The organism is Bradyrhizobium vignae (assembly GCF_004114425.1).
In the GTDB taxonomy this organism is placed as follows: Bacteria; Pseudomonadota; Alphaproteobacteria; order Rhizobiales; family Xanthobacteraceae; genus Bradyrhizobium; species Bradyrhizobium vignae.
Window position 1 is genome coordinate 15,904 of sequence record NZ_RDQF01000064.1, and the last position, 24,725, is coordinate 40,628.

At 64.6% G+C, this 24,725-nt stretch carries 22 protein-coding genes; 3 read left to right on the forward strand and 19 right to left on the reverse strand.

The annotated features are described in order from the left end of the window. Positions 1 to 27 precede the first annotated feature (27 nt). The 7 genes from EAV90_RS33700 to glpD form a co-directional block, all read right to left on the reverse strand. Complete coding sequence (locus EAV90_RS33700) at positions 28 to 1,770, reverse strand: ABC transporter substrate-binding protein (RefSeq protein WP_162500628.1); 1,743 nt, start codon at positions 1,768 to 1,770, stop codon at positions 28 to 30. A gap of 131 nt (positions 1,771 to 1,901) precedes the next feature. Beyond that, positions 1,902 to 2,231, reverse strand: a complete 330-nt coding sequence (locus EAV90_RS33705; protein ID WP_129145846.1) for a DUF2160 domain-containing protein — start codon at positions 2,229 to 2,231, stop codon at positions 1,902 to 1,904. A 10-nt stretch (positions 2,232 to 2,241) separates the two neighbouring features. After that, positions 2,242 to 3,048 (reverse strand): carbohydrate ABC transporter permease, encoded by an 807-nt coding sequence (locus EAV90_RS33710; protein ID WP_091898072.1) that lies wholly within the window; start codon positions 3,046 to 3,048, stop codon positions 2,242 to 2,244. Beyond that, a complete protein-coding gene (locus tag EAV90_RS33715) occupies positions 3,048 to 4,022 on the reverse strand; it encodes a carbohydrate ABC transporter permease (RefSeq protein ID WP_129145847.1) in 975 nt (324 codons plus the stop codon). The genes EAV90_RS33710 and EAV90_RS33715 overlap by 1 nt, the downstream gene beginning before the upstream one ends. Then, a complete protein-coding gene (locus EAV90_RS33720) occupies positions 4,022 to 5,107 on the reverse strand; it encodes an ABC transporter ATP-binding protein (protein ID WP_129145848.1) in 1,086 nt (361 codons plus the stop codon). Before EAV90_RS33720 ends, EAV90_RS33715 begins: the two co-directional genes overlap by 1 nt. A gap of 11 nt (positions 5,108 to 5,118) precedes the next feature. Then, positions 5,119 to 6,195, reverse strand: coding sequence for an ABC transporter ATP-binding protein (locus EAV90_RS33725; protein ID WP_129145849.1), 1,077 nt, complete (start codon positions 6,193 to 6,195; stop codon positions 5,119 to 5,121). Further along, the gene (glpD, locus tag EAV90_RS33730; protein WP_129145850.1) at positions 6,192 to 7,742 is read right to left on the reverse strand and encodes a glycerol-3-phosphate dehydrogenase; all 1,551 of its coding nucleotides are present in this window, start codon (positions 7,740 to 7,742) and stop codon (positions 6,192 to 6,194) included. The genes EAV90_RS33725 and glpD overlap by 4 nt, the downstream gene beginning before the upstream one ends. A gap of 289 nt (positions 7,743 to 8,031) precedes the next feature. Here glpD and EAV90_RS33735 point away from each other — a divergent pair, with 289 nt between their 5' ends. Both EAV90_RS33735 and EAV90_RS33740 read left to right on the forward strand, forming a co-directional pair. After that, positions 8,032 to 8,283, forward strand: a complete 252-nt coding sequence (locus EAV90_RS33735) for a type II toxin-antitoxin system Phd/YefM family antitoxin (RefSeq protein WP_129145851.1) — start codon at positions 8,032 to 8,034, stop codon at positions 8,281 to 8,283. Continuing rightward, positions 8,283 to 8,699, forward strand: a complete 417-nt coding sequence (locus EAV90_RS33740; protein WP_122404875.1) for a type II toxin-antitoxin system VapC family toxin — start codon at positions 8,283 to 8,285, stop codon at positions 8,697 to 8,699. Before EAV90_RS33735 ends, EAV90_RS33740 begins: the two co-directional genes overlap by 1 nt. Positions 8,700 to 8,701: 2 nt before the next feature. Here EAV90_RS33740 and EAV90_RS33745 read toward each other — a convergent pair whose 3' ends face one another. Next, positions 8,702 to 9,544 carry a DeoR/GlpR family DNA-binding transcription regulator gene (locus tag EAV90_RS33745; RefSeq protein WP_129145852.1) on the reverse strand — a complete coding sequence of 281 codons (843 nt, stop codon included), beginning with the start codon at positions 9,542 to 9,544 and terminating at the stop codon, positions 8,702 to 8,704. A gap of 89 nt (positions 9,545 to 9,633) precedes the next feature. Next, the gene (locus EAV90_RS33750) at positions 9,634 to 10,320 is read right to left on the reverse strand and encodes an HAD family hydrolase (RefSeq protein ID WP_129145853.1); all 687 of its coding nucleotides are present in this window, start codon (positions 10,318 to 10,320) and stop codon (positions 9,634 to 9,636) included. Between the two features lie 154 nt (positions 10,321 to 10,474). Between EAV90_RS33750 and EAV90_RS33755 the strand changes: the two genes are divergently transcribed. Further along, on the forward strand, positions 10,475 to 10,927 hold the full coding sequence (locus EAV90_RS33755) for a nuclear transport factor 2 family protein (RefSeq protein ID WP_122406829.1): 453 nt from the start codon (positions 10,475 to 10,477) through the stop codon (positions 10,925 to 10,927). Positions 10,928 to 11,164: 237 nt separating this feature from the next. Here the strand turns inward: EAV90_RS33755 and EAV90_RS33760 are convergent, their stop codons facing one another. From EAV90_RS33760 to EAV90_RS33805, 10 genes are all read right to left on the reverse strand, one after another. After that, the gene (locus EAV90_RS33760; protein WP_122404878.1) at positions 11,165 to 11,356 is read right to left on the reverse strand and encodes a hypothetical protein; all 192 of its coding nucleotides are present in this window, start codon (positions 11,354 to 11,356) and stop codon (positions 11,165 to 11,167) included. A 224-nt stretch (positions 11,357 to 11,580) separates the two neighbouring features. Continuing rightward, complete coding sequence (locus EAV90_RS33765) at positions 11,581 to 11,991, reverse strand: acyl-CoA thioesterase (RefSeq protein WP_129145854.1); 411 nt, start codon at positions 11,989 to 11,991, stop codon at positions 11,581 to 11,583. Positions 11,992 to 12,012: 21 nt separating this feature from the next. Further along, positions 12,013 to 14,109, reverse strand: a complete 2,097-nt coding sequence (locus EAV90_RS33770) for a 3-hydroxyacyl-CoA dehydrogenase NAD-binding domain-containing protein (RefSeq protein WP_164937219.1) — start codon at positions 14,107 to 14,109, stop codon at positions 12,013 to 12,015. A gap of 2 nt (positions 14,110 to 14,111) precedes the next feature. Beyond that, on the reverse strand, positions 14,112 to 15,395 hold the full coding sequence (locus EAV90_RS33775; RefSeq protein WP_129145856.1) for an acetyl-CoA C-acetyltransferase: 1,284 nt from the start codon (positions 15,393 to 15,395) through the stop codon (positions 14,112 to 14,114). After that, positions 15,395 to 17,662 (reverse strand): acyl-CoA dehydrogenase, encoded by a 2,268-nt coding sequence (locus EAV90_RS33780; RefSeq protein WP_164937220.1) that lies wholly within the window; start codon positions 17,660 to 17,662, stop codon positions 15,395 to 15,397. Before EAV90_RS33780 ends, EAV90_RS33775 begins: the two co-directional genes overlap by 1 nt. A 308-nt stretch (positions 17,663 to 17,970) precedes the next feature. Then, on the reverse strand, positions 17,971 to 18,594 hold the full coding sequence (locus tag EAV90_RS33785) for a flavin reductase family protein (protein WP_164937221.1): 624 nt from the start codon (positions 18,592 to 18,594) through the stop codon (positions 17,971 to 17,973). Between the two features lie 181 nt (positions 18,595 to 18,775). Then, a complete protein-coding gene (locus EAV90_RS33790; RefSeq protein WP_129145859.1) occupies positions 18,776 to 19,375 on the reverse strand; it encodes a TetR/AcrR family transcriptional regulator in 600 nt (199 codons plus the stop codon). 34 nt (positions 19,376 to 19,409) lie between these two features. Beyond that, positions 19,410 to 22,547, reverse strand: a complete 3,138-nt coding sequence (locus tag EAV90_RS33795; RefSeq protein WP_122404884.1) for an efflux RND transporter permease subunit — start codon at positions 22,545 to 22,547, stop codon at positions 19,410 to 19,412. 283 nt (positions 22,548 to 22,830) lie between these two features. Continuing rightward, the gene (locus tag EAV90_RS33800) at positions 22,831 to 23,937 is read right to left on the reverse strand and encodes an efflux RND transporter periplasmic adaptor subunit (protein WP_122404885.1); all 1,107 of its coding nucleotides are present in this window, start codon (positions 23,935 to 23,937) and stop codon (positions 22,831 to 22,833) included. A 194-nt stretch (positions 23,938 to 24,131) separates the two neighbouring features. Continuing rightward, positions 24,132 to 24,725: MFS transporter (locus tag EAV90_RS33805; protein ID WP_129145860.1), on the reverse strand; the 594-nt coding region annotated here is incomplete at its 5' end.

Genomic DNA, 24,725 nt, shown 5'->3' on the forward strand with positions numbered 1-24,725 from the left:
TTTCATTTTGATGACGCTGCGCGCCGCTTACTTCGCTTCCGCGCGCTTCGGCGGGGTCGCCGGCCACGACTTGATCAGCGTGTCGTAGTCGACCGTCTCGCCCTTCGGCTTCTCGTTGGCGAGCTTGCGCTGGGGCGCGATGGTGCCGTCCTTCTCGGCCTTGGCGAACCAGTACTCCGGCTTCTCCTTCTTGTGCAGCTTCGGACCGCAGGCGCCCTGCACGCCGGACTTCTCCAGACGCTCCATCACGGAGTCCTGGGCAGCCGCAAGGGCATCCATCGCGGCTTGCGGCGTCTTCGCACCGGACGACGCATCGCCGATGTTCTGCCACCACAGCTGCGCGAGCTTCGGATAGTCGGGCACGTTGTTGCCGGTCGGGGTCCACTGCACGCGGGCGGGCGAGCGGTAGAACTCGATCAGGCCGCCGAGCTTCGGCGCACGCTCGGTGAACGACTTGTCCCAGATGTCGGATTCACGGATGAAGGTGAGACCGACATGGCTCTTCTTCAAGCTCACCGACTTGGAGACGATGAACTGGAGATAGAGCCAGGCTGCCTTGCGGCGGTCCGGCGGGGTCGACTTCAGCAGCGTCGCGGAGCCGGCGTCCTGGTAGCCGAGCTTCATGCCTTCCTTCCAGTACGCACCGTGGGGCGAGGGCGCCATACGCCACTTCGGCGTACCGTCCGCGTTCATCACGGCGATGCCCGGCTTCACCATGTCGGCGGTGAAGGCGGTGTACCAGAACATCTGCTGGGCGATGTTGCCCTGCGCCGGAACGGGGCCGGCTTCAGAGAAGGTCATGCCCTGCGCCTGCGGCGGCGCATACTTCTTCAGCCACTCGAGATATTTGGTGATCGAGTAGACCGCGGCCGGACCGTTGGTGTCGCCACCGCGTTCCACCGATGAGCCGACCGGGCGGCAGCCTTCCATGCGGATGCCCCATTCGTCGACCGGCAGGCCGTTCGGAATGCCCTTGTCACCGTTGCCGGCCATCGACAGCCAGGCGTCGGTGAAACGCCATCCGAGCGAGGGGTCCTTCTTGCCATAGTCCATATGGCCGTAGACCTTGACGCCGTTGATCTCCTTGATGTCGTTGGTGAAGAACTCGGCGATGTCCTCATAGGCGGACCAGTTCACGGGCACGCCGAGCTCGTAGCCATACTTGGCCTTGAACTTGGCCTTGTAGTCCGGATTGGTGAACCAGTCGTAGCGGAACCAATAGAGGTTGGCGAACTGCTGGTCGGGCAGCTGGTAGAGCTTGCCGTCCGGAGCCGTCGTGAAAGACTTGCCGATGAAGTCGTTGACGTCGAGCATGGGATCGGTGACGTCCTTGCCCTCGCCGGTCATGTAATCCGACAGCACCACGGTCTGGCCGTAGCGGAAATGCGTGCCGATCAGGTCGCTGTCGTTGATCCAGCCGTCATAGACGTTCTTGCCCGACTGCATCTGCGTCTGCAGCTTCTCGACGACGTCACCTTCCTGGATGAGGTCGTGCTTGAGCTTGATGCCGGTGATCTCGGAGAACGCCTTGGCCAGCGTCTGCGACTCGTATTCGTGGGTCGTGATGGTCTCGGAGACGACGTTGATCTCCATGCCCTTGAACGGCTCGGCGGCCTTGGCGAACCACTCCAGCTCCTTCTTCTGATCTTCCTTCGACAGCGTCGAGGGCTGGAATTCCGCGATCCACTTCTGGATCACGGCGTCGTCGGCGGCGCGAACGGGCGCCGAGACGGCGAACGACACTGCTACGATCGCAGCGGCGCTGGACATGGTCAGAAAACTATTCTTGGTCAATGGACCTTTCCTTCTCCTAAACTGTCGCATGTTGTTCCTCCGTTGCAGCGACAAACTTTTATACAGGTCCGGGTTGCCCCCCGGATCTGGCCGTCCCTTCGCGAGCTTCAGACCGTGCGAAAAACAAGCACTGCCGTGGCCAGCGAAATTCCACTTGCGAGCCACAGGCTCGAAATTTCAAACCCCTCCTCGCCGATCGGCAGCGTGGCGATCGGATCGGTCCCGACGAGGCCGATCCACACGAGATGGATGACGGCGGCCGCGATCAGCGAGATGAACAGACGGTCGCCGCGCGTGGTCGGAATACTGAGAACGCCGATGCGCTCGGCCTCCGGATAGACCGCAGCGAGCCACGTCATCACCGCGAGCGTGCAGGCCAGCCCGGCGAAGAAGATCGCGGTCGGCAGCGTCCAGGCCATCCATGCAATAGACTCCATGGTCGCCCCCTTATACGCGGCCGAGCGCGAAGCCGCGCGCGATGTAGTTGCGGACGAACCAGATCACCAGCGCGCCCGGGATGATGGTGAGCACGCCGGCAGCCGCGAGCAGGCCCCAGTCCATGCCGGCGGCCGAGACCGTGCGCGTCATGATCGCGGCGATCGGCTTGGCCTGCACCGAGGTCAGCGTGCGCGCCAGCAGAAGCTCGACCCAGGAGAACATGAAGCAGAAGAAGGCGGCGACGCCGATGCCGCTCGCAATCAGTGGCACCAGGATCTTGATGAAGAAGCGCGGAAAGGAATAGCCGTCGAGGAAGGCGGTCTCGTCGATCTCGCGCGGCACGCCGGAGACGAAGCCTTCGAGGATCCAGACCGCCAGCGGCACGTTGAAGATGCAGTGCGCGAGCGCGACGGCCCAGGGCGTGTCGAACAGCCCGATTGCCGAATAGAGGTTGAAGAACGGCAGCGCATAGACCGCGGCCGGCGCCATGCGGTTCGACAACAGCCAGAAGAACAGGTGCTTGTCGCCGAGGAAGCGGTAGCGCGAGAACGCATAGGCCGCAGGCAGCGCCACAGCGATCGAGATGATGGTGTTGAGGACGACGTATTCGAGCGAATTGATGTAGCCGGAATACCAGCTCTCGTCGGTGAAGATGCGCTTGTAGTGCTGCAGCGTCGGGGTGTGCGGCCATAGCGTCATCGTCGAGACGATCTCGCTGTTGGTCTTGAAGCTCATGTTGACGAGCCAATAGATCGGCAGCAGCAGGAAGATCAGGAACAGCCCCATGACGAGCCGGCGGCCGGGGATCGAATGCATCAGGCCACTCCTTCCTTTGGCTTGAGCGCGGGCACGGGTTTGAGCGCGGCCGAAGGCTTCGGCTCCGTCGCCTCCTCGCTCGAAGCCTGGACTTTGCGTTCGACGCCGGCATTGGTCATGACGGTGTAGAAGATCCAGCAGACGATCAGGATGATCAGGTTGTAGACCAGCGACAGCGCCGCGGCCTTGCCGAGGTCGAACTGGCCGAGCGCGATCTTGACGAGCTCGATCGACACGAACGTCGTGGAGTTGCCGGGCCCGCCGCCGGTGACGACGAAGGGCTCGGTGTAGATCATGAAGCTGTCCATGAAGCGCAGCAGCACGGCGATCAGCAGCACGCGATTCATCTTGGGCAGCTGGATCGCCTTGAACACCGCCCAGCGCGAGGCGCCGTCGATCTGCGCGGCCTGGTAATAGGCTTCGGGAATCGACTTCAGGCCAGCGTAGCAGAGCAGCGCGACGAGGCTGGTCCAGTGCCAGACGTCCATCACGATGACGGTGACCCAGGCATCGATGTCGTTGGAGACGTAATTATAGTCGAAGCCGGCAGCGTTGAGCACATAGCCGAGCAGGCCGATGTCCGGACGGCCAAAGATCTGCCAGATGGTTCCGACCACGTTCCACGGAATCAAGAGCGGAAGCGCGAGAATCACGAGGCAGGCCGCGACCGTCCAGCCCTCGCGCGGCATCGACAGCGCGACGACGATGCCGAGCGGCACCTCGATGGCGAGGATCACCAGCGAGAAAAACAGGTTACGCCCGAGCGAGGCGAGGAAGCGGCCGCCGAGATCGGTCGAGGGATCGAGCAGTTCCTTGAACCAGCCGACGCCGTTCCAGAAGAACTGGTTATTGCCGAACGTGTCCTGCATCGAATAGTTCACCACCGTCATCAGCGGCAGCACCGCCGAGAAGGCGACGACCAGGAACACCGGCAGCACCAGGAACCAGGCTTTTTGGTTGACGGTCTTGTCCATCAGGCGGCTCCCTCCACCAGAAGGCTGTCGGCATAGACGTGCACATGCGACGGGTCGAATTTCAGCCCGGCGGTGCCGTCCGGACTGGTGAAGCCGCCAGGGGCGCGCGCCGCGAGCTTTGCGTCCCCAAGGCGCGCACGCGCGAAACGGATGCGGCCGAGATCGTCGATGCGCTCGATCTTCGCGGTGAGCAGGCCCGGCGCGGGCGCGACCACCTCGACGAATTCGGGACGGACGCCGATCTCGATCTTCGCTCCCGCAGGCAGGTTGTCGTAGCTGCGGTTGAGCGCGATGACGTGGCCGTCGAGCCTGGCCTCGCGTCCCCGCACCTCCGCTGGCAGGATGTTCATGCCGGGCGAGCCGATGAAATAGCCGACGAAGGTATGCGCCGGCTTGTCGAACAGCTCGGCCGGCGTGCCGCTCTGCACCACGCGGCCGTCATGCATGACGACCACGGTGTCGGCGAAAGTCAGCGCCTCCGTCTGGTCGTGGGTCACGTAAATCATCGTGAGGTCGAGCTCGCGATGCAGCGCCTTCAGCTTGGAGCGAAGCTGCCACTTCAGCTCGGGATCGATCACCGTCAGCGGCTCGTCGAACAGCACAGCGGCGACATCGGAGCGGACGAGGCCGCGGCCGAGCGAGATCTTCTGCTTGGCATCCGCCGTGAGCCGAGTTGCTTTGCGATTGAGATAGGGTTCGAGATCGAGCAGGCGGCCGATCTCGGCGACGCGCCGGTCGATCTCGGCCTTCGGCACGCCGCGGTTCTTCAGCGGGAACGCCAGATTCTGCCCGACCGTCATGGTGTCGTAAATCACCGGAAACTGGAACACTTGGGCGATGTTGCGCTTCTGGGTTGACAGCGGTGTGATGTCCACACCGTCGAACATGATTTTTCCGCGCGAAGGCGTGATGATGCCGGAAATGACGTTGAGCAGCGTGGTCTTGCCGCAGCCGCTCGGGCCGAGCAGCGCATAGGCGCCGCCCTGCCGCCAAGTCATGGTGACGGGCTTGAGCGCAAAGCTCTCCGGCGCGGCACCGTTGCCGCCGTAGGAGTGGGCGAGATCGACGAGGTCAATGCGGGCCATGACGCACCTCCTCAGGAGCTCGGTGCTGCGACGAGGCGATCAGCCGCGTCGAACACAAAAACATCATTGGGATCGAGCACGGCATGGATGGTCTGGCCGGGCTCGAATTCGTGCACGCCGTGCAGCACGGCCACCCAGTTCGATCCATCGCGGGTCAGATGCACGAAACTCTCCGAACCGGTGATCTCGGTCACCGTGACAGTGGCGTGGAAGGCGTGGCGATCGGCCTGGCCACTTGCGAGCCCGAGCTGATGGGCACGGAAGCCGATGCGGTAGAAGCCGTCGGGCAGACCGGCATAAAGCCCGGACGCGGGCGCTGCACTCCCGCCGGCGTATTGGACCATGCCATTTCCCTTCTCGAGGCCGACGAGATTGAGCGGCGGATCCGAAAACACCTGCGCGACGCGCAAGGTCTGCGGCCGGCGGTAAACGTTAGAGGTCTCGCCCATCTGCAGCGCCTGCCCCTCCCACATGCACACCGTGTTGCCGCCGAGCAGCAGCGCCTCGCTCGGCTCGGTAGTGGCATAGACGAAGATCGCGCCGGAGGCCTCGAAGATGCGCGGCAGCTCGGCGCGCAGCTCCTCACGCAGCTTGTAGTCGAGATTGGCGAGCGGCTCGTCGAGCAGCACGAGATCGGCGCCCTTGACCAGCGCGCGGGCGATCGCGGTGCGCTGCTGCTGGCCGCCGGAGAGCTGGAGCGGCGTGCGCTTCAGGAATGGCTCGAGCCGCAGCAGCTTTGCCGCCTCCGCCACGCGCGCCTCGATCTCATCGCGCGGCTTGCCCTGCACGCGCAAGGGCGAAGCGATGTTCTCGTAGACCGTCAGCGAGGGGTAGTTGATGAACTGCTGATAGACCATCGCGACCGAACGCTGGCGCACGTCGGCGCCGGTGACGTCCTTGCCATTGACCAGCACCTTGCCTGATGTCGGCTTGTCGAGGCCCGCGAGCAATCGCATGATCGAGGTCTTGCCCGACAGCGTCGGCCCGAGCAGGACGTTGAGCGTGCCGCTCTCCAGCGTCAGCGAGACGTCCCGAATGTGCGGCACGCCATCTACGGTCCGGGTCACGTGATCGAGTGTCACGGTCATGAGCGTCCTCCCGCTTCCAGCAGAGGACTTTGCGGCACGGCGTGGGTCCTGATCCAGTCGTCAAGCGCCGCGATCTCGTCGGCGGTTAGTCGCAGGCCGAGCTTGGAACGACGCCAGACGATGTCCTCGGCGGTGACGGCCCATTCATTGGCCATGAGATAGCGGACCTCGCGCTCGGTCAGGGTCGCACCGAAGGCCTGGCCGAGATCGGCGGCGGATTTCGCATCGCCGAGCAGCTTGATGGCACGGGTGCCATAGGCGCGCGCGAGGCGCCGGGCATGCTCGTGGCTGAGGAACGGATAGCCGCGCCGCAATTCCGCAATCAGGCCATCGACGGCGGAGACGTCCATATCTCCGCCGGGTAGCGGCCATTTGCCGGTCCACCCTTCGCGCGCCTTGGCACTGCGAAGATAGGGCGCGAGCCGCTCCAGCGCCTCCTCGGCGAGCCGGCGATAGGTCGTGATCTTGCCGCCATAGATCGACAGCAGCGGCGTCCCGCCGGGCGTGTCGAGCTCGAACACGTAGTCGCGGGTTGCGGCCTTGGCCTCGCTGGCGCCGTCGTCGTAGAGGGGACGCACGCCGGAATAGGTCCAAACCACATCCTCGGGCGTCACGGGCTTGGCCAGATATTCGCTCGCCGCCTTGCAGAGATATTCGATCTCCTCAGCCGTCGCCTTCACCTTGGCGGGATCGCCGTCATAGTCGCGATCGGTGGTGCCGATCAGCGTGAAATCGTCCTGGTACGGGATCACGAAGATGATGCGGCCGTCGGCGTTCTGGAACATGTAGGCGCGGTCGTGGTCGTAGAGCTTTTTCACGACGATGTGCGAGCCCTGCACCAGGCGGACTTTTGCCTTGGCATTGACGCCGGCACCGCGGCCGAGCACGTCCTCGACCCAGGGACCGCCGGCATTGACCAGCGCACGCGCCCGGACCTGCGAACGCTCGCCGGTCAGCATGTTGACCATGTTGACGATCCAGAGGCCGTCGGCCTGGCGGATCTCGGTGGCGCGGGTGCGAGTGCGGATCTCCGCACCCTTGTCGGCGGCATCGCGCGCGTTGAGCACGACGAGGCGGGCGTCATCGACGAAGCAGTCCGAATATTCGAAGGCGCGGCTGTAGCGGTTCGGGATCAGCGGCTTGCCGACCTGATCGCGCTTGAGATCGACCGAGCGCGTGGCGGGCAGCAGATGGCGGCCGCCGATGTGATCATAAAGGAAGAGGCCTAGGCGCAGCAGCCAGGCGGGGCGGAGCCCTGCATGATGCGGCAGAACGAAACGCAGGGGGCGGATGATGTGGGGCGCGATGCCCCAGAGGATCTCGCGCTCGATCAGCGCCTCGCGCACCAGCCGAAACTCGTAATATTCGAGGTAGCGCAGGCCGCCATGCACCAGCTTGGTCGACCAGGACGAGGTTCCGCTCGCCAAATCGTTCATTTCGCACAGGAAAACCGTGTTGCCGCGGCCTACCGCGTCGCGCGCGATGCCGCAACCGTTAACACCGCCTCCGATGATGGCGAGATCGAAAATACGCTCCAACAGACGCATCCCCCGGCGACCGCCCGTTCCTCGAGCGGTTACTTTCGTTTTTGATTAGATCACACCGCAAAACGAAAGCAAGACGAAAGAGAGACGAAAGAAAGTGAAAGAGGAACTTTTTCAACGGCAATGAGACAGCGAAATCAGCAGCCGGACGGGCAGATTTAGGGGCAAACAGCTTGATTGAACGGCAGGCTGACGTGGGCCCGCCGACCGACGTGCTCGCGGACTTGAATGTAGCAACATCTCTACGTAGATTCCGCAGGCGGAGCATAGCCACGGCTTGGAGGCTCAAACGATGGTGACCACCCTGACCAGCCGACAATTCAATCAAGATACCAGCGGCGCCAAGAAAGCCGCATCGCAGGGTCCCGTCTTTATTACCGACCGCGGTCGCCCGGCCCATGTCCTATTGAGGATCGAGGATTATTTGCGCCTGAGCGGCGGGCATATGAGCCTTGCCGAAGCTCTGGCACAGGCGAACGCGGATTTCGATTTCGAACCGCCTCGCGTGACCGTCGGCATCTCCAGGCCCGCTGATCTCGACTGATGTTTCTGCTCGACACCAATGTCATTTCCGAACTGAGGCGGCCGGATAAGGCCAATCGCAATGTCCTCGCTTGGGCCAATGCTGTGCCTGCGGCGAATTTTTTCATGTCCGCCATCTCGATTCTTGAGATTGAACTTGGTGCGCGTCTGATCGAGCGCAAAGACGCGGCGCAAGGTGCTGTCCTGCGTGCCTGGATCAACGATCACATTCTGGCCCGCTTCGAAGGAAGGATTCTGGCGATCGACACCGCCGTGGCGCAGCGTTGCGCCCAGCTGCATGTTCCCAACCCGTGGGCCGAACGCGACGCCCTTATCGCTGCGACCGCGCTTGTTCACGGCTTGACGGTCGTTACGCGCAATGTGGGGGATTTCGACCCTACGGGCGTGACGCTGCTGAATCCGTGGAGCGGCACCTAAATTTAGCGCAGCCGCACGACCGGCGCGACTTCCGATGCCGCATCCTGAGCATCGGCCGCATCGTCGATATCCGCCCCCTTCGGCAGCGCCTCCACCACCTCGATGCCCTTGCTGTGGCAGATCGTGGCGAGGCGCTCGGGCAGCTCCTGGTCGGTCACGAAGGTCTGGATCTGGGTGATGTGGGCGATGCGCACAGGCGCGCTGCGGCGCAGCTTGGTGGAATCGGCGACCAGCATGACGCTGCGGGCATTGGCGATGATGGCCTGCGCCACCTGAACCTCGCGATAGTCGAAGTCGAGCAGCGCGCCCTCCTCGTCGATCGCGGACGCCCCGATGATGGCATAGTCGACCTTGAACTGGCCGATCAGCTGCGTCGCGGTCGAGCCGACCACCGCGCCGTCGGCGCGCCGCACCGTGCCGCCGGCCACCACCACCTCGATGCGGGGATGGCGGTAGAGCAGCATCGCGACATTGAGATTGTTGGTGATGACGAGGAGGTCCTCGTGCGAGGTCAGCGCGCTCGCGACCTCCTCCGTCGTGGTGCCGATGTTGATGAACAGCGAGCAACCGTTCGGGATCAGCGAGGCGGCTGCAGCGCCAATCGCCTTCTTCTCGTCGGCGGCGACGAAACGGCGCGCCTCATAGGCGAGATTCTCCACGCCGGAGGCGATAATGGCGCCGCCATGAATGCGGGTCAGCGATCTCCGTTCGCAGAGATCGTTGAGATCCTTGCGGATGGTCTGCGCGGAGACTTCGAACCGGCGCGCCAGCTCGTCGACCATGACGCGGCCGGAGGCGCGCGCGATGTTGAGGATTTCGGCTTGGCGATGGGTCAGTCCGGTCACGGCAACGGCCTCAAATCAGGATGATGCATGGTGCGGCGGTTCGCGCTTCCGGTCAATGCCGGAACCCACCGGCTAGCCGACCAGGAATCTCACCACGCCATTGCCGTGGCAACACGCGCGAGCAGGTCAGGATCGTCATAGGCGCTCGCGGACGCAATAGCGCCGGCTGCAACGAGATCGGCATGGCCGAGCGTGGTGCGCATCCCGATGGTCGGGATTCCGGCCGCGGCGGCCGATTGCACGCCGGAGCGGGAGTCCTCAAACGCGATGGAGCCCGCCGCGCTGGCGCCGACGAAGCGCAGCCCTTCCTGATAGGGCAGCGGATGCGGCTTTCCGTGCGGCAGCTCGTCGCCGATCACGATCGCCTTGAACCGCTCGGTGATGCCAAGCCCCGACAGCAGCAGCTCCGCGTTGAGACGCGGCGCGTTGGTCACCGCGACCATGGGGATGCCGGCGGCGTCCGCCCGGTCGAGCAGCGCCATCAGGCCCGGCAGCGGCGCGATCCGGCCCGCCACGAGGCCGCGAAAAATCGCCTCCTTCTCGTCGAGGATGGCGATCCGTCGTTCCGGCGTTTCGTCCGGCAGAAATCGCTCCCCGATCGACACGTTGGAAAAGCCCTGGAGCTCGCGCTTGAAGCGCTCGTCATCTACGACATGGCCGCGCGGGCCGAACACGCGATTGAAGGCCTCGCGATGAAGGGCATCGGTGTCGGCCAGTGTGCCGTCGATATCGAACAGCAATGCCCGCCCCATTGCTCGCTCTTTCGCCTCGATCATTTCCGCACTTTTCCGAATACCCAACATATCAATACAGAAGGGGTATCAATATTGCCTCTGTCGCGCAATCATGCGCGTGCATGACGATGCCGCGACACTCGACAAAGCCGCGCGCGGCTGCAACACTCTGGCCAAGATCAAAAAGGAGGAAACGATGACGATCAACCGACGCGATCTGGCTCTCTCGACTCTCGCCGTCTCGGCGCTCGCGTTCGCCATGCCGGCGCTCGCCGCTTCAGCGGAAGAGGAAGCCGTGGCGAAGCAGGTCGAGGCCTTCCGCCTTGCCCAGATCGCGGCCGATCCGAAAGCGCTGGGCGCGCTGTGCGCGGAGGAGCTGAGCTACAGCCATTCCAGCGGCAAGGTCGAGGACAAGGCGACGTTCATCGCCAATGCCACGGACGGCAAATCGAAATTCCTGTCGATCGAATATAAGGATCCCACCATCAAGGTCGTCGGCCCTGCAGCGATCGTGCGTTTCCACTGGCTGGGCGAGCAGGAGATGGCAGCCGATGGGAAGAAAGTATCCACCAACCTTCACATCCTGATGAACTGGCAGAAGCAGGGCGACGAGTGGAAGCTCTTGTCGCGCGCAGCGACGAAGCTGTGACCGCGCTTCTGACCCTCTCCCCTTGTGGGCCCCCTTGTGGGAGAGGGCGGCTCGCCGCATAGCGGCGAGTCGGGTGAGGGGTATACTTCCGCGGGGCAACCTGCCTTTGAGGCCGCCGATAGAACCCCTCATCCGGCGCTTCGCGCCACTTTCTCCCACAAGGGGAGAAGGGCAGCGGCGTGCGCGGCAAAAAATTCCGACCACGCTTCGCGCATCAAAATCACCAGCGGAAGGCGCTTACGCCGCCTCCTTTACATCGCCATTCACCAGCCTGCGTGCGGCGCGTTCTGCTTCGCGCGCGTTGCGGAAGAGCTGGCCTTCGAGACGGTTGAAGCGGTCGGATGACGCGAAAAAGCGATAGCCTCCAGAAGAACGAACGACGATACCCGCGGTCTGCGAATCGACTTCGATGATGTAGCTGTCCGGCATGGTCCGTGGATTCCTCAGTGCGGGCAAATAACGGTGCTCCTGCCCAAAGGTTCCCAGGCATTTGAGGCCGTTTCCACCCCGAATCGACACCCAATTGAGTACGCTGGTACCTCATCCGTTTTATGACTGGTTCTTGGCGAAGCCGCGACGGGCATGACGCACGGGCGCCGCGTTTGGCAGCGCTTGCCGCGTCGTCGTGAGATGAGGCAGAGCGTCGCGCGCGACTACGTCGCGCTCGGCGGATCGTTTCGCTGGATCGGCTGTGGGCGGCCGTGATCGTCGATCGAGACGTAGGTGAAATTGCCGTCGGTGACGAGGAACGGATGCAGCTCCTTGCGCCGCAATGCCCAGGCCTCGAGATGCACGGTCAGCGAGGTGCGCCCGACGCGCACGAGATTGGCATAGACCGAGACGAGATCGCCGACATAGACCGCTTTGCGAAAATTCATCGCCTCGATCGCGACCGTCACGGTGCGCGACCGCGCGACCTTCGAGGCGAACACGCCGCCGCCGACATCCATTTGGCTCAGCAGCCAGCCGCCGAAGATGTCACCGTTGGCATTGGTGTCGGCGGGCATCGCCAGCGTGCGGATGCAGAGATCACCGCTCGGCCCGGTCGTGGCTTGTTCGTTCATGCCTCTCTCGCTCGAGATTGCTCAATTGAAATTGTCCCAGCCCGGATCGGGCGCGAAGCGCTCGCCGAATCGCTCCGCCAGCGCACGCAGGGTGGATACAATGTTTTCCGCGCCGCGCGTGCGGGCATAGTTCAGCGGACCGCCACGGAACGGTGCATAGCCGGTCCCGAAGATCATGGCGCCGTCGACCGCATCGGGATCATCGACGATGCCTTCGCGCAAGCACGCGATGCAGACATTGGACATCGGCAGCACCAGGCGATCGATCATCTGGTCGGTGACGCGCGGGCCGGTCTCCGGCAGCGGCGCCTTCACGGCCTTGCCGTCCCTCCAGGTGTAAAAACCCTTGCCGGCTTTGCGACCGAGCTCGCCCTTGGCGACCTTCTCGCGCAGCCAGGCCGGCGTCGGCGGCAGGAGATCGCCGAACTTGGTGCGCAGCATGTCGCCGACGTCGAGGCAGATGTCGAGCCCGACCTGATCGGCGAGTTCGATCGGCCCCATCGGCATCCCGAACTGCTCGGCCGCGGCGTCGATCAGGCGCTGGTCGATCTTCTCGTCCAGCATCACCATCGCTTCCAGCATGTACGGCGTCAGCGCGCGGTTGACGAGGAAGCCGGGTGAGGTCCTCACCGCGAGCGGCAGTCGGCCGATCGCGCCGACGAAGGCGAGCGCCTCCTTCAGCGCCTCAGGGGGGTTGCCGTCATGGCTGACGACCTCGACCAGCTGCAGCCGCGATACCGGATTGAAGAAGTGAAGGCCGACCAGCCGCTCCGGCCGCGCCAGCGTGGTGCGCAGATCCTGAAGCGGAATGCTCGAGGTATTGGTGGCGAGGATCGCACCGGGCTTCATCCGTGGTTCGAGGCCGGCATAGACCTTCTGCTTCAGCTCCAGCTTCTCCGGCACTGCCTCGATGATGAGATCGGCGTTACCGACACCCTCACCGTCCATGTCGGGGATAAGGCGGTCGAGCGCGTCGCGCACCTCCGTGGGCTTGCGGATGATCTTGCCGTAGAGCTCGGCCGCCCGCTTGACCGCGCCCGCGATCGGCTCCGGCTTCATGTCGGCGAGCGAGACGCGCAGCCCCTGCCCCGCACACCAGGCCGCGATGTCCCCGCCCATGGCGCCGGCGCCGATGACGTGGACGTGCTTCACCGTGCTGCCGGAGCCTGCGGCCTTCTTCATTTGCTCGCGCAGGAAGAACACGCGGATCAAATTCTGCGCGGTCGGCGTCACCATCAGCTTGGCGAAGGACGCCTGCTCGGCCTTCAGCATCGCGGCCTTGCTGCCGCCATGGGTCTCCCAGAGATCGATCAGCGCGTAAGGCGCGGGATAATGTTCGCGGGATGCGGCCTTTGCCGCCTCCGCACGCATGCGCTTGGCCAGCAGGCCACGTATCGCTCCGAGATTGGCCGCACGCGCGAGCAGACCGGGCTTGGACCGCTTGAGCCGGCCGAACAGCGCATCCCTCACGGCGCCCTGGACGTGCCGCTCCTGCGTCACGGCATCGACGAGGCCGAGTGATTTTGCCCGGCGCGCGTCGATGGTGCGGCCGGTCAGCATCAGCGCCATCGACTGGGTCGGATTGACCAGCGCGGTGAACCGCGCGGTACCGCCGAGGCCGGGATGCAGGCCGAGCATCACCTCCGGGAAGCCGAAGCGCGCGCCGTCGATGGCGATGCGCGCCTGACAGGCCAGCGCCACCTCGAGCCCGCCGCCGAGGCAGAAGCCGTGGATGACCGCGACCGTCGGCAGCCTCAAGGCTTCCAGATGGTCGACCACCGCATGCGCGGCGCGGATGCGCGTCTCCACCATTCCAGGGTCGGACGCACCGCGGAATTCGTTGACATCGGCGCCCGCAATGAAGCCGGAGGGCTTTGCCGAGCGGATGACGAGGCCGGCGGGACGCTCGGTCTCGATCGCTGCAAGCACGGCGTCGAACTCCTCCATCACGTCGGAGGACAGCGTGTTGGCGCTCGTCTCGGCGCGATCGAACAGCAGCCAGGCGACGCCGTCGGCATCGCGCGTCAACTTGAAATGCTTGTAGCGACTGTCTGCCGCCGGCTTGGGCCCGAGCTCCAGCAGCCGGTCGCCAAGCGCAGTCATGATCTTGGAATCCATGGTCACACCGCCTCGATCAGCATGGCGCCGCCGAGCCCGCCGCCGATGCATTCGGTGGCAACGCCGCGCCGCGTGCCGAGCCGCTTCATCGCGTTGACGAGATGCAGCACGATGCGGTTGCCGGAGGTGCCGACGGGATGGCCGAGCGAGATGGCGCCGCCGTCGATATTAAGCCTATCGCGGTCGATCTCACCGGCCGCGCCGTCGAGCCCGAGAATCTCGCGGCAGAACTTGTCGTCGTTCCAGGCGCCGAGACAGCCGAGCACCTGGGTGGCGAAAGCCTCGTTCAGCTCCCAGGTCTCGACGTCCTTGATGGTGAGGTCGTTGCGCGTGAGCAGCGGCGTCACGGACATCACCGGACCGAGCCCCATGATGCTGGGGTCGAGCGCAGCCCAATGGCTGTCGACGATGACGGCCTTCGGCGTCAGCTTGTGCTTGGCCACCGCCGCGTCGGAAGCCAGAATGATCCAGGACGCGCCGTCGGTGATCTGCGAGGAATTGCCGGCGGTGACCTGCCCCCAGGGGCGTTCGAACACCGGCCTCAGCTTTGCCAGAGACTCGGGCGTCGAGTCCGGCCGCACGCCGTCATCGTGGTCGAAGAACTTGCCGTCGCGTGAGAAGGCGGTCTCGACCTCGCCCTTGAGAAAACCCGCGCCTTGCGCATGCGCGAGGCGGCGATGGCTCTCGGCGGCATAGGCATCGGACTGCGCGCGCGTGATGCCGAAGAGATGGCCGACGACCTCGGCGGTCTGGCCCATGTTCAGGTCGGTGACGGGATCGGTCAGGCCGCGCTCGAGACCGATGATCGGCTTGAGATAGCGCGGCCGCAGCTTGAACGCCGAGGCGATCTTCGCGGCAACGCCCTTGGCGGTGGCAAGGCCGGCAAACCAGCGCACGCCCGCGTTTGGCCAAACCAGCGGCGCGTGGCTGAGCGCCTCGGTGCCGCCGGCGAGGATCATGTCGGCATGGCCTTCGCGGATGTAGCGGTAGGCGGTGTCGATCGACTGCATGCCGGAGCCGCAATTTATCTGCACGGTGAAGGCGACCATGTCCTCGCCCATGCCGAGCCGGAGCGCGGCAACGCGGGCGGGATTCATCTCGTCCGCGATCACGTTGACGCAGCCGAGGATGACTTGATCGAAGCTGTCAGGGACGAACGGCTGGCGCGCCAGGAGCGGCCGGCCGCACTGCACGGCGAGATCGACCGGCGTAAACGGACCTGGCCCCGAACGCGCCTTCAAGAACGGGGTCCGACTGCCGTCGACGATGAATACCGGTCGCGCCATCAGCTCGCCGCCCTCTGTTCACCGAGTTCCTGGAAGAACTGATGCACGTTGACGGTTTTCTTGTAAATCGGCGACAGTACATCCGGCGCAAAATCGTCGACCTCGATCGCCTTTGCGACGGCTTCGCGGGCAGCGGCGAGTTGCTCGCCCTCGGCTTGCGTGATCACGCCTTTTGTGACCGCCTCCTTCCAGTCGCGGACGCGCGCGGCACGCAGGCGCTTGGCGATGGCGTCCGTGCTCGCGACCAGCTTGAACGCGCGTTCCAGCCGGGCAAAGCCGCCGTCGTCATCGACATGGGCCAGATCCGGCGTGAGGCGCTCGCGTGCCGCCGATGGCTCCAGCGCCAGGCTCGCGCATCGGTGCACGACGCGGTCGGAAGGGCCGAGCACACGGGCGCCGAAAGGCTGGACCACGACCTTGAGGAAGCCGGCGACGAACCGGTTGGGCAGATTGGCGAGGATTTCGGCAAGCCGGCTCTCGATGGTTTTGAAGCCGGTCGCCATGCACCATTCCAACGCGGCAAAATCTTCCTTCTGGCGGCCTTCATCTTGCCAGCGCTTCAGCGCGGCCGAGAGCAGATAAAGTTCGGACAGGATGTCGCCGAAGCGGGCCGACAGCATCTCCTTGCGTTTGAGCGCGCCGCCGAGCGTCAGCAGCGTCAGGTCGGCGCAGAGCGCAAAGGCCGCCGAATAGCGCGAGAGCTGGCGGTAGAATGGCGTAGCCTCGCCCGCATCGGGCGCCGGCGCGAATGCGCCAAAGGTCCAGCTGCGGCCCAAGGCGCGGAACAGTGTCCGGAAACTGTGGCCGGCGTGCTTCCAGAACGCCTTGTCGAACGCGGTGAGCCCGCGCTCACGATCGGCATCCGCCAGCGCATTCATTTCGTCGAGCAGATAGGGATGGGCGCGGATGGCGCCCTGCCCGAACACGATGAGATTGCGGGTCAGGATGTTGGCGCCTTCCACCGTGATGCCGACCGGCACGGCGCGATGGAGATTGCCGAGATAGTTTTGCGGACCGTCGATCACGGCCTTGCCGCCATGGATGTCCATGGCGTCGTCGATCGCAACCCGCATCCGCTCGGTCGCGTGCAGCTTCATGATGCCGGAGATGACGGCGGGATGAACGCCGGCATTCAGCGCCGCGCAGGTTAGCCGGCGCGCCGCATCGAGTTGGTAGGCAGTCGCGACAATGCGCGCGAGCGGCTCCTCGACGCCTTCGAACTTGGAGATCGAGATGCCGAACTGCTCGCGGATGCGGGCATAGGCGCCGGTGGTGCGCGCGGCATAGGCGGCACCCGCAGCAGAGAGCGACGGCAGCGAGATGCCGCGGCCGGCGGCGAGCGCGGTCATCAGCATCTTCCAGCCTTGTCCGAGCCGCTCCTTGCCGCCGATGACATAGTCGAGCGGGATGAACACGTCGCGGCCCCGATTCGGGCCGTTCTGAAATACCTGCATCGAGGGCAGATGGCGCTGCCCGATCTCGACGCCGGGCAGGTTGGTCGGGATCAGCGCCACGGTGATGCCGTGCTCTTCCTGATCGCCGACGAGGCGATCGGGATCATAGGCCTTGAAGGCGAGGCCGAGCAGCGTCGCGACCGGACCGAGCGTGATGTAGCGTTTGTGCCAGTTCAACCTGAGGCCGACGACCTCGCGCCCCTCGAAGTCGCCCTTGCAGATGATGCCGGTGTCGACCATGGAGGCGGCGTCGGAGCCGGCTTCCGGGCTGGTGAGGCCGAAGCAGGGAATGTCGCGGCCGTCGGCGAGGCGCGGCAGCCAGCGCTGCTGCTGCTCCCTGGTGCCGAACCGCATCAGGAGCTCGCCGGGACCGAGCGAGTTCGGCACCATCACGGTAACGGCCGCGGCGATCGAGCGGGTCGAGATCTTGCGCACCACTTCCGAATGCGCGTAGGGCGAGAAGCCGAGCCCTCCGAACTCCTTCGGAATGATCATGCCGAAGAACTTTTCGCGCTTGACGAAGTGCCAGACGTCCTGCGGCAGATCGCGCAATTCCCAGAAGATCTTCCACTCGTCGAGCATGGCGCAGAGCTCGTCGACGGGACCATTGAGGAAGGCCCGTTCCTCGTCCGTTAGCGTCGGCTGCCGGACCTTCAGCAGCTTCGACCAATCAGGGTTGCCGGTGAAAAGATCGGCATCCCACCAGACGTCGCCCGCCTCCAGTGCCTCGCGCTCGGTATCGGACATCGCGGGCAACACGCCGCGCGCCCGGGAGAAGATCAGCTTTGTCAGGGTGTCGCGGCGGAAGCTCATGGCGGACCTCATGCATCGGCGCGGGTGTCGGGCATTTTAGCGGAAATTGGCTGGCCGCGGTGGAGCGTTCGCCTGCAAAATTGACGCGGCCTGGCGGCCCCGAACCATAACGGCGAGGGTGCGGCGGCAGTTCCGGGAGAAGAAATGGGGTCGATCTCTCGCCGTCATTCCGGAGCGCGCGAAGCGTGAACTCTGGTGCTCAATTGCGCACCTGAGAATCCATCGTGCGGCAGCGTGGGTCGATGAATGGATTCCGGGTTCGCGCCTGACGGCGCGCCCCGGAATGACGTGTGGAGAGAGAAGCCGGCCTAATCCGGCCGCACCATCTCGAACATGTTTTCCGGCTTGATCTCGAAATAGTCACCGCGGCGGCCGGCGCGAACGATGGGCCGGGCGGCGGCGGTCTGGTAGACGCCATCTTTGATCAAGGCCTTGTCGATGTGGACGGCGACGACCTCGCCGAGGGTCAGCCACGCGTCGGCCTCCCTGCCGTCGGCACCCTTGAGGCGGACGATATCGGACACCTTGCACTCGAAGGCGACGGGGCTCTCAGCCACGCGCGGCACGTTGACGAGCTTGCCGGGTACAGCGGTGAGGCCCGCGACCTCGAACTCGTCGACCTCGGGGGCGACATGGGCCGCAGTCGCATTCATGTGCTTCGCCAGGTCCATCGTGGCCAGATTCCAGACGAACTCGCCGGTCTGCTGCATGTTCTCGACCGTGTCCTTCCAGTTGGTAGAGGAGAAGCCGATGATCGGCGGCACGTAGCAGAACGCGTTGAAGAAGCTGTAGGGCGCGAGATTGACGTGGCCCCTGGCGTCGCGCGAAGAGATCCAGCCGATCGGCCGCGGCGCGATGATGGCATTGAAGGGGTCGTGCTTGAGGCCGTGGCCCTTGGAGGGCTCGTAGAAGTGGAGGTCTTTGTCGGTCACGCTGGCTTTCCCCTGCTCGTCATTGCGAGCGCAGCGAAGCAAGCCGGAATCCGTCCGCGGAGACAGCCTCGATTGCTTCGCTACGCTCGCAATGACGGAGTTTGATGATCCGTCCTGGGCCGCCACGCGGCGGTCAGCCCGGAGCGGTCGGCCTGCTTATAGGAAGAAACGGCCCCGCCCGTCAGTGGCGCAGGGACAGACCCGCGATGACGAAATCGATCATCTGGTCGATGTTCGGGCCCGGCTTGGTGGCGCACTGGGCGATCATCTGCGGGTGGAAAAAGCGCATCATCGCGGTGCAGGAACAGAGCGCAGCCAGTTGCAGGTCGGGAGCCTCGAACTCGCCGGAGGCCACGCCTTGCGCGATCATCTGCCCAATCAATCCGGCGATACATTCCATGTGGGAGACGCAGACGTCCCAGTCCTCCTGCATGGCGATCTCGACCATCTCATGCAGCTTGTTGTCGCCGACATAGCGCTCGGTGTTCATGCGGTGGATGGTGGTGAGCAACTCGCGGAAGCGCTCCTTGACCGGACCGGGCCTCGCCACGATCCGCTGGGCCTCGAGCTCGACCTCCCCCATCAGCGACCGGGCCACCGCCTGGTGGATCGCCTTCTTCGATTCGAAGAAGCGATAGACGTTGGCGGGGCTCATCCGGAGTTCCTTGGCGATGTCGCCGACCGTGGTCTTCTGGTAACCGATCTGGCGGAACAGCCGCTCAGCCACCTCGAGAATACGATCCCGGGTGTCGCCTTCGATATGTTCCGCAACCAGTGTCATCTCTCAGGACTCGTTCCTCAGTACTTCATCTCACTTATTCAGCCGCCTCAGCAAGTGGAATTGCGCGCCGGTCATCGCTCCCATGCTGCGGCGCGGCAGGCTGTTCGGCGGTGCCGGCCTCGTCCAGGCTCTTCCTGAACCACAGGGCGTAAAGACCCGGCAGGTACAGGAGCGTCAGGAAGGTCGCGACGAACAAGCCGCCCATGATGGTGATCGCCATCGGGCCCCAGAAGGCCGAGCGCGACAGCGGGATCATGGCGAGGATGGCGGCCAGCGCCGTCAACACCACCGGACGGGCGCGGCGGACGGTCGCTTCCACGATCGCCTCGCGCCGGGTCAGGCCGTGGGAGACGTCGGTCTCGATCTGGTCGACCAGGATCACGGTGTTGCGCATGATCATGCCGGCGAGCGCGATCAGGCCGAGCAGGGCCACGAAGCCGAACGGGGCATTGGCAACGTTGAGGCCGAGCGAGGCACCGACGATGCCGAGCGGCGCGGTCAGGAACACCAGGATCAAGCGCGAGAAGCTCTGCAGCTGGATCATCAGCAGCGTCAGCATCACCATGACCATCACCGGGAAGAGGATGAAGATCGAGGCATTGCCCTTGGCAGACTCTTCGAACGCCCCGCCCGGCTCGATCCGGTAGGCCGGCTCGAGATGATCCTTGATCGCCTTCAGCTTCGGCGTGATCTGGTTGGTGACATCGGGCGCCTGCACGCCGTCGACGACGTCGGAGCGCACCGTGATCGCCATGTCGCGATTGCGCCGCCACATGATCGGCTCCTCGTGGGAATACTCGATTCTGGCGATCTGCTGCAGCGGCACAGCGACGCCATTGCGCGAGGTGATGGTGAGATCACCGACACCGCCGAGATCGAGGCGTTCGGAGGGAATCGCACGGGCGACCACGCCGACCTTCTCGATGCCGTCGCGCACGGTGGTGACCTGCGCGCCCGAGATCAGCATCGCGAGTGCCTGCGAGACGTCCTGCGGGGTCAGTCCCATGGCGCGGGCACGATCCTGGTCGACGACGAGCTTGAGATAGGGAGACTGCTCGTTCCAGTCGAGCTGGACGTCCTTGACGCTCTTGTTCTGCCGCATGACATCGCGGACCTGATAGGCGATCTCGCGCACCTTGTTGGCGTCGGGGCCGATCACGCGGAACTGGACGGGGAAGCCGACCGGCGGACCGAAGTTGAAGCGGTCGACGCGCACGCGCGCCTCGGAGAGGAAACCGTCAGCTGCCGCGTTCTCGATCTTGGCCTTGACGCGCTCGCGCGCTTCGACGCCCTTGGCGACGATGACGATCTCGGCAAAGGCCTCGTTCGGCAGCTGCGGGTTGAGGCCCAGCCAAAAGCGCGGCGAGCCCTGGCCGACATAGGCGGTGTAGGTTTCGATGTCCTGGTCATCCTTGAGCAGCGTCTCGGCCTCCTTCACCGCCTTCTCGGTGACGTTGAAGGCGGTACCCTCGGGCAGGCGCAGCTGCAGGAACAGCTCGGGCCGCTCCGACAGCGGGAAGAACTGCTGCTGGACATGGCCGAAGCCGACGATCGAAGCAATGAAGACGCCGACGGTCGCGGCCACCACGGTGATGCGATGGTTGACGCACCATTGCACGATGGCGCGCAGGCCCCGGTACATCCGGGTCTCGTAGACCGCGTGCGGATCATGGTGGTGGTGGGCCTTCATGTCGGGCAGCAGCTTGACGCCGATATAGGGCGTGAAGATCACCGCCACGAACCAGGAGGCGACCAGCGCGATCGCCACGATCCAGAAGATGCTGCCGGCATATTCGCCGACCGCGGAATTGGCAAAGCCGATGGGGAGGAAGCCAGCGGCCGTGACCAGCGTCCCCGTGAGCATCGGAAACGCAGTGGATTCCCAGGCAAAGGACGCCGCGCGCATGCGATCCCAGCCCTGCTCCATCTTCACCACCATCATCTCGACCGCGATGATGGCGTCGTCGACGAGCAGGCCGAGCGCGATGATCAGCGCGCCGAGCGTGATGCGATGCAGGTCGAGCGACATCGTGTTCATGACGATGAAGACAATGCCGAGCACCAAGGGCACCGACAGCGCGACCACGATGCCGGTGCGCCAGCCGAGCGCCAGGAACGAGACGAACAGCACGATGACGAGCGCCTCCATGAAGGAGTGAACGAACTCGCCGACGGCGTGCTCGACCACCTTGGGCTGGTCGGCGATCAGCTTGACGTCGATGCCTTGCGGCACGGCCTTCATGAACTCGGCGGTCGCCTTCTCGACCTCCTTGCCGAGATCGAGGATGTTGGCGCCCTTGGCGGTGACGATGCCGATGCCGATCGCGGGCTTGCCTTCCTGGCGCACGACGAAGCTCGGCGGATCGACGAAGCCATGGGTGACGGTGGCGATATCGCCGAGACGGAACACGCGGCCGTTGCTCTCGACCGGGGTCTCGGCGACGGCCTTGGCGCCGTCGAGCGCGCCGGTGACGCGCAGCGGCACGCGTTGCGACGAAGTCTCGACCGTACCGGCCGGCGTCACGTTGTTCTGCTTGGCAAGGGAATCGAACAGTGCCTGCGGCGTGATGCCGAGCGTGGCGAGCTTGGCGTGGCTGAACTCGACGAAGATGCGCTCGTCCTGGTTGCCGTAGACGTCGACCTTGGTCACGCCAGGCACCTTCAACAGGCGCTGACGGAATCCTTCCGAGACCTTCTTGAGCTGGGCATAGTCGGCGCCGTCGCCGGTCATCATGTACAGGATGGAATCGACGTCGGAGAACTCGTCGTTGACGACGGGTCCGAGAATGCCGGAGGGCAGCTGGCCCTGCACGTCGACCAGCTTCTTGCGCAGCAGGTAGAAGAGGTAGGGCACGTCCTTCGGCGGCGTGTTGTCGCGGAAGGTGACCTGGAGCGCGGTGAAGGCGGGCTTGGAATAGGTTTGCACCTTCTCGAAATAGGGCAGCTCCTGGATCTTCTTCTCGATGGGATCGGCGACCTGCGTCTGCATCTCCTGCGCGGTTGCGCCGGGCCAGATCACGGACACGTTGACCACCTTCACCGTGAAGAACGGATCCTCGGCACGGCCGAGCTTCTCATAGGAAAAGAAGCCGGCAACGCCGAGCACGACCATCAGGAAGAGAACCAGCGTCGGATGGCTGACGGCCCAGGCCGAAAGGTTGAAGCGCTTCATCGCACTCTCCGAAAGACGATCCAGTTGCAAACAACCACAGCCGCTCTGTTCGAACCGTCGTCGCGAGGCAGCGAAGCAAATCCAGGGGGCTGGGCAGGTTCTGGATCGCTTCGCCGCTTCAGCCTTTGCTTAGGGACAAAGGCCGAAACTCACCTCACACGACGGAATTCAATTTCCTTGTCATTCCGGGATGGTCCGAAGGACCAGACCCGGAATCTCGAGATTCTCAGGGGCGCAATTGCGCACCGTAGTTCGCGCTACGCGCGCCCCGAAATGACGGAAACTAGAAACTCAGGGACGACACGATCCGCACCCGCTGGCTCGGATCGAGCTTCTGCACGCCGAGGGCGACGATCTTGGCGCCCTCTTCGACACCGCCGGTGATGAGCACGTCGTTGCTCTCGTAGGACTTCACCGCGACCGGCCTCAAGGTGACGGAGCCATTGTCGTCGACAACGAAGAAGGACGGCTTGCCGCCTTCGTTGAACAGCGCCGACAGGGGCAGCCGGGCGACGCGCTCGGTTGCGGCGTCAGACAGCGTCAGCGTCGCGGTCATGCCGAGCGCGACCTTGTCGTCCGCCTCGGGCAGCGAGAACTTTGCCAGATAGGTGCGCGTGGCCGGGTCGGCGGCCGGCGCGATCTCGCGCAGCTTGGCCGCATATTTCTTATCCGGCTCGGACCAAAGAGTGACGCTGGCGACGCCCGACTTGGCGCGTCCAACCAGCGTCTCAGGGATCGCGACGACCGCTTCCTTCTCGGCAAAGCGGGCGACACGGATCGAAGCCTGGCCCGCGGCGACCACCTGGCCGGGCTCGATCAGCGTTGCGGTGACGACGCCGCGGGCGTCGGCAACAAGCGTCGCGTAGGAAAGGGAATTCTTGGTCAGCTCGACCGAGCGAACGGCGCGATCGAGGCGTGCGCGGGCCTCGTCGGCGGCCGCACGGCTCGAATCCAGCTGCGCATCCGTGGTCCAGCCCTTCGCCTTCAGATCCTTGGCGCGCTGCTCGGCGGCAGCGGCCTGGGCCAGCACGCCGGTTGCGGCGGTCTGCTCCGCTACCGCCTGCTCGGCCTGGAGCTTCAGGTCGACCTCGTCGAGGGTGGCCAGCGGCTGGCCGACCTCGACCGTCTGGCCGACTTCGACCAGGCGCTTTGCCACCTTGCCGGCGACGCGGAAGCCGAGATCGCTTTCGATCCGCGGCTTGATGGTCCCGACGAAGCTGCGCTCCGGAGTTTCGGCATCATAATGCGCGGTCGCGACCAGGACCGGCCGTGGAGGCTCGGCCTTCTCGGCGACGGTATCATTGCATCCGGCGAGGCTGGCGGCCATCAGGGCCAGCGACACACCTGCCAACAGCCTGGAATAGCTCGACAAAACGGACCGGACGAACATCGAAGGACACTCCTAGCATCTCGAATGAGAGGAATGTCGACTAATCACTGATAAAAGTCAATAATCGTCAGTCATCAGGAAAGTGTGATCATCAAGGCTGGTGAGCGTTTGAGAGGACCGTTGCCAGGCGGGTGCCCGGATGGCGCCTGGACCACCCGTCACCCATAAGATCTACGCAGCGGTGGGTTTCGCCCTCACCGCTTCTGTTCGCTGAACTCGTGCTTGCTGTCGTGGCCGCCGACGAAGACGAGGGTCCCGGCGATCAACGGCAGCACCGCGAGCACCAGGAGGCCGGTCGAGGTCTGGCCGGTGGCCTCCTTGACCCAGCCGATCAGATAGGGACCGCCGAAGCCGGCGAGATTGCCGATCGAGTTGATCAGGGCGATGGCGCCGGCCGCCGCCGTGCCGGACAGCCAGGCGGTCGGCAGGGTCCAGAACACGCCGAAGCAGCAGAACACGCCGACCGCGGCCACCGTCAGCACCACCATCGTGAGGGTGGGATCGGTGAGATAGGAGGAGACGCCGAGCGCGACGGCGGTGAGCAGCAGCGGGGCGCCGACATGCATGACGCGCTCGCGGCTCGCATCCGAATGCCGCGCCCACAGGATCATGGCGATGGTGCCGAACAGATAGGGGATCGCGGTGACGAAGCCGGTCTGCGCGTTGGTGAGGCCGAACGCTTTGACGATCTGTGGCAGCCAGAACTGCATGCCATAGAGCGCACCGACAAAGCCGAAATAGATCAGGCTGAGCGCGATCACCTTCGGCGAGGACAAGGCTTCGCCCAG

Excerpts from the sequence above, each read along its gene's own strand:
- EAV90_RS33700 (WP_162500628.1), bottom strand. The coding sequence starts at position 1,770 with ATGTCCAGCGCCGCTGCGATCGTAGCAGTGTCGTTCGCCGTCTCGGCG.
- EAV90_RS33705 (WP_129145846.1), bottom strand. The coding sequence starts at position 2,231 with ATGGAGTCTATTGCATGGATGGCCTGGACGCTGCCGACCGCGATCTTC.
- EAV90_RS33710 (WP_091898072.1), bottom strand. The coding sequence starts at position 3,048 with ATGCATTCGATCCCCGGCCGCCGGCTCGTCATGGGGCTGTTCCTGATC.
- EAV90_RS33715 (WP_129145847.1), bottom strand. The coding sequence starts at position 4,022 with ATGGACAAGACCGTCAACCAAAAAGCCTGGTTCCTGGTGCTGCCGGTG.
- EAV90_RS33720 (WP_129145848.1), bottom strand. The coding sequence starts at position 5,107 with ATGGCCCGCATTGACCTCGTCGATCTCGCCCACTCCTACGGCGGCAAC.
- EAV90_RS33725 (WP_129145849.1), bottom strand. The coding sequence starts at position 6,195 with ATGACCGTGACACTCGATCACGTGACCCGGACCGTAGATGGCGTGCCG.
- glpD (WP_129145850.1), bottom strand. The coding sequence starts at position 7,742 with ATGCGTCTGTTGGAGCGTATTTTCGATCTCGCCATCATCGGAGGCGGT.
- EAV90_RS33735 (WP_129145851.1), top strand. The coding sequence starts at position 8,032 with ATGGTGACCACCCTGACCAGCCGACAATTCAATCAAGATACCAGCGGC.
- EAV90_RS33740 (WP_122404875.1), top strand. The coding sequence starts at position 8,283 with ATGTTTCTGCTCGACACCAATGTCATTTCCGAACTGAGGCGGCCGGAT.
- EAV90_RS33750 (WP_129145853.1), bottom strand. The coding sequence starts at position 10,320 with ATGATCGAGGCGAAAGAGCGAGCAATGGGGCGGGCATTGCTGTTCGAT.
- EAV90_RS33755 (WP_122406829.1), top strand. The coding sequence starts at position 10,475 with ATGACGATCAACCGACGCGATCTGGCTCTCTCGACTCTCGCCGTCTCG.
- EAV90_RS33760 (WP_122404878.1), bottom strand. The coding sequence starts at position 11,356 with ATGCCGGACAGCTACATCATCGAAGTCGATTCGCAGACCGCGGGTATC.
- EAV90_RS33765 (WP_129145854.1), bottom strand. The coding sequence starts at position 11,991 with ATGAACGAACAAGCCACGACCGGGCCGAGCGGTGATCTCTGCATCCGC.
- EAV90_RS33770 (WP_164937219.1), bottom strand. The coding sequence starts at position 14,109 with ATGGATTCCAAGATCATGACTGCGCTTGGCGACCGGCTGCTGGAGCTC.
- EAV90_RS33775 (WP_129145856.1), bottom strand. The coding sequence starts at position 15,395 with ATGGCGCGACCGGTATTCATCGTCGACGGCAGTCGGACCCCGTTCTTG.
- EAV90_RS33780 (WP_164937220.1), bottom strand. The coding sequence starts at position 17,662 with ATGAGCTTCCGCCGCGACACCCTGACAAAGCTGATCTTCTCCCGGGCG.
- EAV90_RS33790 (WP_129145859.1), bottom strand. The coding sequence starts at position 19,375 with ATGACACTGGTTGCGGAACATATCGAAGGCGACACCCGGGATCGTATT.
- EAV90_RS33795 (WP_122404884.1), bottom strand. The coding sequence starts at position 22,547 with ATGAAGCGCTTCAACCTTTCGGCCTGGGCCGTCAGCCATCCGACGCTG.
- EAV90_RS33800 (WP_122404885.1), bottom strand. The coding sequence starts at position 23,937 with ATGTTCGTCCGGTCCGTTTTGTCGAGCTATTCCAGGCTGTTGGCAGGT.